Below are 13,617 nucleotides of genomic sequence, written 5' to 3' on the forward strand. Positions count from 1 at the left end.
CTGGTAATCTATTAACTTTAACTATAGAGAAAAAATAGAGATGCGACAAGCAAAACCTCGTTTCCTTGGAGGTGGAAACGAGGTTTTGTGGACAAATCTAACGATTATTTGAATCTATCCATCTATCTTATATCGACGGGTTCTTCCTTCGGAAGTTTGGTCAGGTCATATCCGTAGCTTTGTTCCGCAAGACGAAGACGTTGTCCCTGGAACTGATCATCTACGCTTAAGCGATACGAACCGCCACGCAGCTTCTCGAAGAAGCTGTCTTCTACGCTCCAACTCAGTGTCTGGTTGGTTCCCACTTTCAGATCGGTTCCCAAAGTCAACTCTTTCTCATATGATTTGCCTGCTTGATCCGTCATTGTAAGGATTAACTTATGCTCGTTCTCGCCCATCTCAATCTCTTCATTACGTGATAAGCTGTAATTCATCTCGATCTGTACAGACGAGCTGCCTGCCAGGTATGCTCTCACACTGTTGGCAGTCCAAGAGTAAGGATAGAGATCAATATTGGTTAACGAGCCTTGAACACTAATGGAGGTTGGCGGCACTTCGAATGCCAGAGCATTCACATAAGCAGTTGCTTCCCCTTCGCCCGTTACAAACTTGCTGTCTGCAATACCTTCACCCACAATCAGACGCAAGTCTGAGAAGGTAACGGACTTCGGAATCTTAGCCCAGAACGTAACAATCGACTTTTGACCCGGTCCAGGCAAACGCTCTGCTTGTTTCGCTGTTGCCCTGTAATATTGGCCATCCGATGTTTTGAAGTATCCTACTAGTTTACCGAGACCACTTTGACGGAGTGATTTGTTCGTCATTTCGAATTCGGTATATACGATGTCCGATGACGTTCCTGGATAACGAATCGTTCTCCGCACACCCATTTCGGTCTCTTTATCCGCTGTACCCGATGTGTATGTCTTGCCGCTTCCAACATAAGATACAGGTGAAATCAGTCCAGACGTGTTGAGCGTGATCCACTCATTCGTTTCTTCTTCACTAACTTTCTCGTTCAGACTAAGTTCCAGACGAGAGATACGTAATTCAGAAGGAATCTTGGTCAACAGGTACGCCTCGGTTGTCATGCCTGCTCCAAGTAGCTTGCCACTTTGTGTATAAATTAGCTTCTTGTCTCCCTCAATCTCAGCAGAATCAATCATAAACATTGCTTCAAGTTCAGGAAGTTGGACTGTTTTGTTACCTGCGTTACGAATGGTCACTTTTGCCGCAATAATATCACTGTCAAGCCACGGCAACCGCTGTAGCGATCCAAAAGATACACCAAATGTACCTTTGTTATTTTTAATGACCGTTTCGGTCGTCAATCCATCTCCACTGGATACCGATTCAGGAATCGCATAGACACCTACAGGATAGGAGAAAACAAATCCATTTGTTGGAGAAGACGTTGTGGATTCTGTGCTTTCATTTTTGTCGACCGGACTCATTACATACAGCTTGATTTTGCTTGTATTACCATCACCCTGAAGGGTTGTACTTAGCTTAATCGTCTTGATATCGCCTGGGTTCAACTTCAAAGTATCCAGAGCTTTGGTTTCGATCGGATAGACCGTTCCGTCTGTATTCCGTACCTCGAAGGTATATGCCGGCACCTTAATGGCTTTCTTGCCTTCATTCTTTAGCTTCATTTGAAGGTTAAGACTATACTCACCATCATCGATTCGAACTTTAGCAGATTCAAGCAATGTGGACAGTCGTTGTCCTTCAACAGAGATGATATTGGGCTGATTGGCAGCAACCTCTACATTCGTCTTGCTAGCCTCTGGCAATTGCAGAGCAGCAACAGGCAGAACACTCTTCTCTTCACCCTGTTCTTCTACAAGCAAGAGCTCAGACTTTTGCAGCTTCACTGACGTAGGAAGAGATGCCATCAGGCTAAGTGCCTTATTGGCCTGTGCCTGAATGCTAACATTCGTACTGTCTTTATCCGGAGTTAAGGGATAGTTCGTACCACTTGGCGTACGTAGAATCCATTTGATATTCGGATTTTCAAGCAATTTATAACTAATATTGTTTAAATTCACGCCAATTTTCACATACTGTTTCTTATCTTCACCTGGAAACACTTTAATACCTGATACTTTCACCTTCACCGCAGAATCACTCAGACGAACCGTCTTTGGTTTTCCTACAGGAGTGGTAATGCTATAGGATGCGGGCACGTTAAACTTACCCAGCGTACGTTCATAATTAGTTTGACTGAAATCCCATTTAACGATGAGAAAGTTCAGATCACTGAGTTTCACTTCGCGACCCACTTTCATAACATAGGTTAGGTCAACCGTTGATCCAGGCGCGACTGTTTTCTTTTCCTGATCTTTTGCAATCAGTTTGGGCGAGAACGATGTTCCACCCTTAGTTTTCACCTTGCTCCAGTAATCGAGCATCATCATTGGGGTGCTGTCATTGTTTTTGTAAGACAATGTATACGTAACCACATTGCCATCGTCCTGAGCCAAGATATTCACATCTGTTAATCTTACGGAACTTCGTGCTGTCACTTTAACAGCCGATAGGTTACCGAGTGTATGTACAACCTGTTTCGTGGTGGTTGTTGTTTTCTTCGATGTACTGCTATTTGAACTGATGGCAGACGTTTTATTGGTTGTGCTCGCTGCCATGGCTATGCCAGCTGTTGAACTAATCAACATTGCACTTGCGAGCAAGCTCACAAACATTTTCTTTTGATTCACTTCCAAACCTCCCATAAGTTTCTTGTTGCTATTATAGTATAAACGTTTGGGAAGGGGAGAAAGTTACGATGTTGTTTAAATCAAAAAAAAGTGTTTCTCTCTTAAAGAGAGAAACACTTTTTTTAAAAAGAATTAATTATTCAGCAGCAAAAGTTACAGCTGTACGTGCAGATTCAGTTTTACCAGCTTTAGTTACAGTTACATGAACTGTATCACCAGCAGGGTTCAAAGTGAGTCCTGTAACAGTAGCAGTTGTCCCAGTAGATGTAACAGAACCAATCGCTGTTCCACCAGTTGCAACATCGTATACTTTTACAATGTCACCTGCAACTACGTTATCTACTTCAACACTATCACCTGTACCAACAACAACATTTACAGTGATATCAGCTACAGCTGGAGCTGCGCTAGTACCAGAAGTAACTGCCAAAGTACCAGTGGAGTTATCGGAACCACGAGTATCGAAATCAGCAAGTTTCAGGTCTGTTTTAGCAACACCATCAAGTCCTACTGCAGAAGCATCAACGAAGTTTCCGTTGCTGTTTGTGAATACGATGTTGATAGCTCCACTGTAGTTAACATTTGCAAAGTCAAGCACGATTGAGTTTGCACCTGCAGCGTTTGTAAGAGCATTTGCGTTCTTCACAGCATAAGTGTTTGATCCACTACCATAAGTGATTTCAGTACCATCTGCTTTGTAAACTTTGAAGTTATCTTTCAAGTTGGCAGTGTTTTTAACAACTACCTCTTCATCAAGTTTAATAGTAACATCATTTGTAGTACCACTGAAGGAGATATCTCCACCAGCACCCAATGCAATTTTACCATCAGTTTTGCTTACAGATGGAGCGATTGTATCAAAGATAGTAATGCTATCTGCAGTCAATGGAGCATTAACAAGGTTTTTAGCTGCATCTACAGTGTATGCAAGAGTTTCACCCGCATTTGCACTCAACTTGCTGCCAAGAGTCAATTTAACTACTGTATTGTCATTGGAATCAACAACAGCATTTGTGATTGTGTTAGAAGCAATAGAGAATGCAGTTCTGTCAACATTGGAAACTGGTTGGTTGAATTTAACCAAAACAGTATCTTTTGCAGTTGCATTTGCACGATCTACTTTGAATGTGTTAGTGATTGGGTTTCCAGCAGTTCCGTATGTTGCAGAGTATCCTGACAAGAATACACCAGCATTACTCTTAACACCTTGAATTGTAAGTTCTTTAACAGCAGTTACATTCGTAGGCAAAGTGATAATTACACCTTTATTGTCATTCACTGGTGTGATGTTCGTACCAGCTGGCAATTTACCTGTGATGTCATTAGCTGTTCCAGTTCTTGTGTACTTAACAAAGTAGTTCTCAGTGTTAAGAATAGAAGCTGTAGAAGATACATCCATAGATTTGCTGAATGTTACATAATACACATTTCCGTTACCGGATACGCCAGCTACTGAAGGTGCTGCAGCATCTTTAGCTTCAATTGTAGTTGTGTGTGGAAGCATAGTGTTTTTCAAAGTTGTTGTGTCTTGCAATCCAGACAATTCAACTGTGTATTTACCAGCATCCAAAGCTTTAGAGAATTGAAGTGTGAACTCTTTAGCTGTTCCAGTAGCACCACCAAAGATGGATACACCAACATCTGTTACTGCTTTACCATCTTTATCTTTAATTACTACGTTTGTAGTTTTGAAAGTGGAAAGATCAACAGATTTAGAGAAAGTGTATTTAATGCTATCGTAAGAATTTTCATCATACAATGCACTTACAACTTCAGGGCGAACTTGGTCAACCACAGGGTTAATAGATACTTTAGTATCTGCCGCAATCACATTGCCACTGTAGTCAAGAATGTTTTGAACATACAGATCAGTTGCAACAGCTGGAAGCTTATCGGAACCACTGAATGTCAATTTGAATGTTTTGGAGTTGATTCTTTCAACAGTGCTGTTAGCATAATGTTTAGTCGAACCATTCAACCAGTAGTAGTTACCACCTTTGATTGCTTCAGAGTCTTTAACATCTTCGCTAAATACTACTGTCGCACCTTCAAGAGTAACATCTTTAACTTCTGTAACTGTTGGAGCAGTTTTGTCTTCAACAACTTCGAAGTCTTTAGTTGTTTCAATCAATTTGTAAGGAACATAGTCTTGAACACGATCATTGATTGTCAAAGTGTGTTTACCAACACTCAATGTGTTGAACACTTCAACGATCACTTCACGAGTACCAGATCCTGAAATCACACCAGAAATTGCATTTCCGTCCAATTTGAATGTTGCAGCAACAGAACTTGTTACAACTACTGGCTCAGAGAATGTGATTTTAACTGCTTTATTACCCAAACCTTCAACATTCTCTACTGTAGGCAATACAGAATCAACTGGTTTGAACTCAATATCTTTTTGAGATACAAGTTTAGTTGTGTCTGAACCTTTCAGCGAGTTAACAGAAAGTTTGTAGTCTTGTTGGTTAGTAAGGGAATTAGTCAAAGTCAGAATAACAGACTTACCACCGTTTTGAAGTTCTACAGACTTGATAGAAACATTGTTATCAGCTTCATCTTTGATTGTGTAAGTAGCTACATTCTCAGCAGATGCTTTATTAACGTCTCCGTCAAAGTTTACAGTTACTTCTTTCAAGTTAGTAGCAGATACGCTCTCAACTTTAGTAGCTGTAGTTACTACATAAGTAACTTTCTCAGTGAACTCTTTATCTTTGTAAGTGAATTTCACTTCAGTTTCTTTGTTAGCTTCAAGAGCTTTATCCAAAGTTACTTTAACAGTTTCGCCGTCGCTGATTTTGAATTCAACTACTTTACCAGCTTCAGTTACTGTGTAAGATTCTACTTTCAAGCTTTGAGCTTGATCGATAGAGTAAGCTGCACCTACCAACAATTCGCGGGAAGCGTTGCCGCTGAAGTTAGCGTTAGCGTCGATCAGACCTGCGTTGATCGCTGCTTGAACATAACCTTTAGCCCATGCTGCTGCATTGTTGTTAGTTTCAGTTGGGATTTCAAGGTCAAGTGCACGAGTCAAGATTGTAGCCATTTCAGCTACTGTCACTTTACCATTGAAGTCGAAGATTTTTTTCTCTACGTTTTTACCTTCCATGATACCCGCAGCAGTTACTGCTTCGATGTAAGGTACAGCCCAGTTTTTAGCTGTGTAGTTTTTGTCGTTGTAAGAAAGAGTTCCAGTGATCTCTTTCAGACCGAGCAATTTAGTGATAACTTTTGCGAACTCAGCGCGAGTCATCTCTTTGTCCAGACCAGCTGTTCCATCTGGGTAACCATTGAAGATACCTTTTGCTTTCAAAGCATCAAACTGTTGTTGTGGTGTTACTGCTGTGTCACCGAATGCTACAGATGCAAACATTGAGAATGCCATTGCTGTAGACAGTGCTACGGATAAAATTTTCTTCATAACCTTTTTGTCTCCTCCTTGGGCGTTCATAACATTGGAATTTTCTTTAATAGGGTCGCTCGTATTCCTCATTCTATTGTCGCACCCCCTTTCCAGAGTTATGAGCAAGTTAATATAAATGATGTCTGTGAGCATATCACAGAAACTTGTAAACAAGAATAAAAGATAGAATCATACGTAAATAGAGTAGTTTCCTAATCCTACCTTACGTATTATACAATGGGTCTCTCGTGCCGTAAAGCAATTTTTTCTAATAAATAGACAAGATTCTTCACGAGGTCATTCTTGGTAAGTTGCCCAATGTTTTCGACTCTACATCTTAAACGCAGCAGATTTCAAAAAGTTGCGGATTCCTCAAAAAAAGTTTTGAATTTATTTATGTATTGATGCAGTGCGGGTCTTTAACGGATTCAAATCCTTTAATGCAGTTGAATTAATGACGTATTTTCCGAAATCACTCTGTGTAAGGAATGCTGTGGACGTTTATTTATACCCGTTATTTTCCACAATGAAGCGACAAATTCTACAATATTGAAAATAAAAAAGAGGACCCCCAGGGCCCTCTTCTTCAATAAGTCACTATAACTTAGCGAATCTTCATCGCTAGCTCAATAATCTGAGCACGCATATTCGGATCGCTGTTCAATCTCAGATACATATCGTCAATTGGTTGTCTGTTCTCCCGGTATGTCTTCTCATGCTTCATCGTGGTGTGAGACCATTCAATCAATTCATTCTCGGCCAGAACCAGACTGTTATACGCATCATGGAAGCCGGTGGACTGTACAAGTCCTTCCATGACTTCCTGAGAGATCTCCTCTGTCTTACGTGTATCTTCCAACTTTTTCTCCAGAATGACTGCCTGCTTCTCGAACTGTGTCTTTGCCTTCATGTAGCCCAACTGGGCTCTCGAATAAATCGGTTTCATTAGCTAACTTCACCCTCTAGATCATTGTGTATTTACCGTTATTGTATCTTAATCTCTAGCAAATTACAAAAATAGTTATTGGTAAAAAACAGATTTCTTCTATTATAAATGAATTCTATACAAGCTCTTCTTCAGTCATAAAAAGAACCCATCCCTTTAGTAAAAGGGACAGGTCCTTCCTAAAATTATCTCAACTATGCTAGATTAGCTCAATGTTTTAGGGAATAACTTCGTGCTCTTCTTAAGAAGTTCTACAGCAATTTTGGCTGCTTCCGCACGTGTCAGATTCCCTTTAGGATTAAACTGATACATCGTTTTGGTAGATCCTGTAACCTGTACAGGGCTACCTTCCATAATTTTCGCTTTTGTTATTGCTTGTACTGACGGACGAGCATAGTACTCAATGGAAGTGGAATCCTGGAACGACTTCGCTAAAGCTGAGGACAATTTGCTATCATTGGCCGCAAGCTTGCTACTCATTGCCCGTGCAATCATTACCGCTGCCTGTTCACGTGTAATTGAGTCCTCTACTCCAAAATATCCATCGCTTAAACCCGTTACAATACCTGCTCTCGCTGCTGTCTCAATGGAGGCATAGTCCCACGTATCGCTCTTGGTCGTAGGAGACACGTCAGTAAAGGTTTGTGTATTGGTATAGTTCAATGGAATATCCAGACCTTTAATCAGCAAGGTAGCAAATTCTCCCCGTGTCGTCTGATCATCTGCACCAAACGCGTTGAAACGCAGGTTATTCATGATCCCTTTGGAATACAATGCATTCAACAGATTTCTTGCCCATGGATGATTCGTGATGTCCTGATAGCTCTTACTTTGCTTCATAACTTTATAGTATCCAAACTCATCAAATGAAACCGTAATTGTGTGTTTCTTGGTGTCTACTACTCCGCCAATCGGTACCCATTCACCAATGTTGGTTTTGTCTGTGTAACGGAATACCGTAATCGTTGAACCTACTTCATCAACAATGGTCGGATCATACGCAAGCGTTAACGTTCCCCGGTTAGAAGGGACTAGGACACGTTCTGTTGGATACTGCGTAAAGCTCCCTTCCAACGAGTAAGGTGTCACACCATCTGTTCCAGGCTTGTACCCACTCGATCCTTTATCTCCAAGCTCACCAATTCCGCCGTTGATCCAGTATGTCTCCGAAATTGGCACAAAGTTACTTGTAGTCAGATTTGAGTTAAACAACTCTGTTAAAATGGTTGGTACTGTGATCGGTGTCAGTCCTCCCGTACTGCGAGGATCAGCCTGTCCGATATTAAAGCCATAGTCATTTTTCCGTTCAAGCACGCCATCCTTCGGATCGGCAATACCAAACAAAATTTTATTATCTGGATAAAATTTGACTACACCACTGCTCGATTTGGAAGCCGATTGCAGTATGGTGCCTTTAGGGAAGGCCAATTCAACCTTCTTGTTAAATACCGAATATTTGTTGGCAATTTTAGGTGTCATATACTGTGCATCTGTTCCGACTGTGCCCGTATAGAACACATTTATCGTGTCGTTGATGGTAGCGCCATCCCTAATAATCTGAATTTTGATAGCATTGCTCTTATCCTGTTTCAACCCCACATAATTCAGAACAAAGCGATCATTCATATCTGGACGTTTAATGGCAGGCACTTTATCGATTAGAACTTGTGTAGCACCTTCGGCTTCAATGTCAAAGTTTACATAGTTTTTATTCACGACAATCTGCTCACCTACAGTTGCTACAGGAGAAAGAATGCGATAGGAAGATGGCTCCCTTACGATTTCAAGTCGTTGTGTTGTTCTTGCACCTGTACTGTTAATCAACTCTAACGTGTATACATGGCTGCCAGGTGTATCAAAGACATAGTTACGGATCCGAACCATGAATTCATCCTGGTTACCTGCAAAATCAGAAATATGACTATCTAAAGTTTGTTTATTGGTATCCGCTGTATCTGTTTCCGGCATTGGATTATACGTGTAGATCAGCTTAGAGCCTGAGTATAGGTTAGCAATCTGTGCACCGCCACCTTTGAATACCAGATCATATCTCTCTTCACTCGTTACGTATTTGCCATCCCTAATGATAAAGTCCGTTGTAACTTTGAAAATATTGGACATTTCCTCAGGTGTATACAGACTGACATCTGCCTTGGTAAAATCCTGACGAGTATCCGTCGGAACGGGAACCGGCATGAATTTATCAATATTGGAAACATTACTATCCGAAATATATATCCTTAATTTTTTCTCGATTACTTTCGTCTTTCCAGCGCCGTCCTTATCCGTACCTGTAATGGTAATCGTATTTTCACCGTACACAAGATTACCATTCGTACCCCCAATCTGAAGTTCGAAAGAAAACTTTCCAACTGTTGTTCCAGGAAAACCTGTAACAGTTGTGTTTACACCATTGACCAATAACTGGCCAACAAATTGAGGAGATTGCAATGTACTAAACCCTACAAACTCACCATCTACCTTCAATTTCTGAGTTATTTTAGAATTAAAGGTATAGGTCTGTCCATCATACAAGTTAGCTACATAAATATAACTTTTGGATGAATATGATACAGTCACATCATACGATGGGTCTGGCGTTGAATAATAGAAACGAATTTTTTGCGTACCATTGGCCAAATTTTTCACCAGGTAGACAGCTTGCTTGGTTGTCAGCCCTGAAGGAGCAGGGGTAAGCGCAGCAGGCGCCTCAATGGTTAATTTCGTTGCACCTGTAGGCAAATATTCTCCGATTGGCACTTCTGCTCCAATATCCTGACTGGACTCCACCATAATATAAAAGCTTTCTTTGTCAATCTGTGCATTATTCAAAGCAACTTTATTGGTCACTGCACCACCATTGTAATCCGGAAGGTAGTACATGTTCGTAATTGCTTTTACCCCTGGAGCATAAATGAACTTCCCTTGATAACCGGAACTGAAGTTACCAAATCCAACAACAGCGTTGACCGTTTGATTCTTGAGAATTACTGCTGGTGTTGCTCCATCTGTTTGTAACGGATATGCATTGGTTGTTTTGAACGTTACTATGCGATATTCCGGTGTAGATCCGTCTGGACCTGGAATAATAATTTCTGTTGGATCGCTGAATGTCATGGTCGTTCCGTTCACAGTGAACGAGCCCACATCTTTGAATGTGCTGTTGCTTGCCGCGTATGGTAACACCATTTGTACGTCTAGTTGTGCTTGTGCAGCTGTTGTAGAGAACGTTGGTATATTATCCAGAACAGACTTACTGTCTGTCGTACTTAACATTACGTTGAGTGTAGAGAACGGCTGATCCTTGTCATAATAATAGACAGCCCGCTCGGTAATCACTGAATCTGAGCCATTGGCAATCTTAAATTTCAAATTGTTCAATCCGGCTTTTAGCTTCAATTGTGGTGTGAAAAATGTCCCGTTCTGAAGCAAAGAGGAATCAAGCTCTTCTTCTCCATTAAGAGAAACAGTTACCTTATTCGCATTTTGCACTTTACCTTGAACAGAGACGAACTGTGTATTTACAACGGTCTGCGATCCTTCATTTAGACCATAAGATGTGTTAGAACCCGTGCTTGGATCGGTAAAAATTTTAAAATCTTGAATAAAAGGAACCTGATCATAGAGTACATAGAACGTATCTGAACGCTCTACTGAACCTTGACTACCGTAGAACGTAATCCGGTTGAACCCGGGGAACAGGGTAAGATTGTTGGCGGAAAATTTATTATTACCCGCGGTGCTTGCAGTAACTGCGGTTGTATTGGAACGTGTGGCATCTGGCTCCCATTTTGTCTTATTGCCTTCTACAACGGAATTCAGTTGCTCCACTTTAACCCGCATTGTATCTTTCGATACAAATGCATAAGCACCTGTTATTGTAATTGTCCCTGAAGTCGTTTGATAAGCCAAAGACCGGGACAGAAATCTCGTATTAGTGGAATCATCCAAGTTAAGATCAGATGTGTTACTAATCAGAGTATTGTCTGGTGTAAAATAGGTAGTCTGTGCGTTGGCAGCCGAAGCAACGGAACCACCGAATAGACCTTGTGGGAACAATGAGAACACCATGGTGACCAACATGATCCAGACCAACGGCCGTTTCTTTTGTTGCATTACGTATCATCTCTCCTCTTTTTAAGTCAGTTACCTTTATATATCGGCAAAAGGTTCCAATTATTTAGTAAAAACCTCAAAATAAACAAAAAACCTTATCCACAAGGGATAAGGTTGGGTCTGGAATAATATTCAAGAATAGCTGTAACCATTACATTTATCTATTTATGATTTCGAACGGGTCTCCGGATTCAGCTTGACGCGCATGCGCATCAGGAAGTTAATAACCGGTCTTCTCGTTTTGCTAACAAGCCCGATGACTTCTGCTCCCACCTGAAGGAAGAACATCATGATACAGATGACCACGAATGTTACCCAGTTCGCTTCAAACATGGCAGCGGAAGATTGGATAATCGCCAGAACTCCGAAGAATGCGGCAATTCCATAAATGATCAGTACCGTCTGACGGTGACTGAATCCTAGTTCACGCAAGCAGTGATGCAGGTGACCTTTATCCGGTGCGAAAATCGGTTTCCGTTGTACCGCACGACGGATAATCGCGAAGAATGTATCCGAGAGCGGCACACCGATAATGATCAGCGGGGTAATAAAGGACACGATAGCAATTTGTTTGAATCCCAGCATGGACAGCATCGCCAGAGAGAAACCAAGGAATAGCGATCCGGTATCCCCCATGAAGATCTTGGCTGGGTGGAAGTTGAAAAACAGGAATCCAATGATGCTACCCAACAACACAAGGCACATCAAGGCGATCATCATGTTACCCATCAGGAATGACATCACGGCAATGGTACCAATCGCGATACCAGATACACCAGCTGCCAGACCATCCAAACCGTCAATCAGGTTAATCGCATTCGTTACACCAACGATCCATAAGATCGTCAGCGGAATGGATACCCAAGCTTCGAGTGAAGAATAGGAATCCTGAAAAGGGATGTTAACGAAATCTACCCGGATATTAAATCCGAATACAACGACAGAAGCAGCAACGATCTGACCGAGCAACTTCACTTTGGCCGACAGCTCAAACCGATCATCGAGTGCTCCGATCAGTACGATAATGGTTCCACCAATCAGAAACGCGCTGACAAAACTCATATCACGAGTCGTGAACCATGCCGATACAAACGGAAGCAATGCAGCAACTGTAATAATAAAGGCCAGGAATATCCCCAGACCACCAAGACGTGGCATGATCCGTGTGTGTACTTTACGTGCATTCGGCGTATCCATTGCGCCAATGCGGACTGCGAACTTTTTGACAAGTGGTGTCAGGGCAAGAGCCAGTCCCATTGACACGATAAATCCAATGATAAAGATCGCTACCATTTGAACATTCGACCCCCAATTATAATACCTGTACGAAATTATAAATCCCCTGATCTCTTTTTATATATAAAAAATTATTGTTAGTCACTTTTGATGAAAAATTCTGTTACACGATAACGAAGAGTGCAAGGAAAACCTAGAGAAGTGTAACGTTCGCATTTATCGCCGGATTTCATCCTTTGGAAAAGGATAAAAGGAAATCTGGGGATAACGGCGATCGACAGGTTGCCTTGCAATCGTAGTGCCAAGTGTAACGCTTCTGTTTTCATGGAGTGGCACACATGTAATCCGGAATGAATTATACGCTCATCACACCCGAAAAGCCATCCTTAATTTCTAGCAAAAACAAGCATTTATCTCGCAATTACCTGTTTTTAACGGACTTTCGTCACGTTTTCTTTGTCCCGCATCACCTTAACAGCGAATTTCGGAAGCGCAAGCATCCGGCCAGCCCGGCTTGGTTCACGCAATAAGCGATAGAACCACTCCAGTCTTAACTTTTGGAACAGCATAGGCGCACGTTTGGTTTTGCCCGAAATCACATCAAAGCTGCCGCCAACGCCCATGGTTACGGGAACTTGAAGTGCATCTTTGTGTTTGTGAATCCACGGTTCTTGGGTGTCTGCCCCACGTGCTACAAACAACAGATCAGGTGCAGCTTCCCGTATGGAAGCAACAACCTGTTCATCCTCAGCCGGACCAAAATAACCGTCGCGATAACCCACAATTCGAATCGCCGGATACTGCTGTTGTAACCGAACTGCCGTTTCTTGAATCACCTCAGGGGTGGAACCCAGCAGATATACGCCCCATCGATAGTTTTCTCCAACACGCAGCAATTCATGTAAAAGCTCAAAACCCGGCACTCGCTCAGCTACAGGATCTCCACAATAGTTTGCAGCCCATACGACACCTGTTCCATCAGGAACGATCAATTCCGCAGCTTGCATGACTTCCATAATTGCGGGATTTTCCAGTGCAGCCATAACCATAATCGGGTTAGCTGTAATGACTTGGTGTGGTTGCTTGGACAGCACAGCTTCCTGAAGAACCTTTACCGTTTCTTTCATCGTCAGTTTGGAAAAAGGAATGCCGTAGATCGAAACGGTAGGTATTGATCCGGTCTGACTCATCTT

Annotated in this window: 6 protein-coding genes; all 6 read right to left on the reverse strand. The window is 41.9% G+C overall.

From position 1 onward, the window contains the following. Positions 1-122: 122 nt before the first annotated feature. On the reverse strand, positions 123-2,720 hold the full coding sequence (locus V6669_RS27450; protein ID WP_338588712.1) for a hypothetical protein: 2,598 nt from the start codon (positions 2,718-2,720) through the stop codon (positions 123-125). A gap of 136 nt (positions 2,721-2,856) precedes the next feature. Next, positions 2,857-6,144, reverse strand: coding sequence for an S-layer homology domain-containing protein (locus V6669_RS27455; RefSeq protein WP_338588713.1), 3,288 nt, complete (start codon positions 6,142-6,144; stop codon positions 2,857-2,859). A gap of 586 nt (positions 6,145-6,730) precedes the next feature. After that, a complete protein-coding gene (locus tag V6669_RS27460; RefSeq protein WP_076332560.1) occupies positions 6,731-7,072 on the reverse strand; it encodes a hypothetical protein in 342 nt (113 codons plus the stop codon). Positions 7,073-7,276: 204 nt separating this feature from the next. After that, positions 7,277-11,188: an S-layer homology domain-containing protein gene (locus tag V6669_RS27465; protein ID WP_338588714.1), complete on the reverse strand. Its 3,912-nt coding sequence runs from the start codon at positions 11,186-11,188 to the stop codon at positions 7,277-7,279. A gap of 165 nt (positions 11,189-11,353) precedes the next feature. After that, positions 11,354-12,481: an MraY family glycosyltransferase gene (locus V6669_RS27470; protein ID WP_036612523.1), complete on the reverse strand. Its 1,128-nt coding sequence runs from the start codon at positions 12,479-12,481 to the stop codon at positions 11,354-11,356. 374 nt (positions 12,482-12,855) lie between these two features. Further along, positions 12,856-13,614 (reverse strand): WecB/TagA/CpsF family glycosyltransferase, encoded by a 759-nt coding sequence (locus V6669_RS27475; protein WP_338588715.1) that lies wholly within the window; start codon positions 13,612-13,614, stop codon positions 12,856-12,858. Between the last annotated feature and the right edge of the window lie 3 nt (positions 13,615-13,617).

It is taken from the genome of Paenibacillus sp. Y5S-9 (assembly GCF_036894235.1).
Taxonomy (GTDB): Bacteria; Bacillota; Bacilli; order Paenibacillales; family Paenibacillaceae; genus Paenibacillus.

Bases quoted from the DNA above. Each gene is read 5' to 3' on its own strand.
- V6669_RS27455 (WP_338588713.1), bottom strand. From the start codon at position 6,144: ATGAAGAAAATTTTATCCGTAGCACTGTCTACAGCAATGGCATTCTCA.
- V6669_RS27460 (WP_076332560.1), bottom strand. From the start codon at position 7,072: ATGAAACCGATTTATTCGAGAGCCCAGTTGGGCTACATGAAGGCAAAG.
- V6669_RS27465 (WP_338588714.1), bottom strand. From the start codon at position 11,188: ATGCAACAAAAGAAACGGCCGTTGGTCTGGATCATGTTGGTCACCATG.
- V6669_RS27470 (WP_036612523.1), bottom strand. From the start codon at position 12,481: ATGGTAGCGATCTTTATCATTGGATTTATCGTGTCAATGGGACTGGCT.
- V6669_RS27475 (WP_338588715.1), bottom strand. From the start codon at position 13,614: ATGAGTCAGACCGGATCAATACCTACCGTTTCGATCTACGGCATTCCT.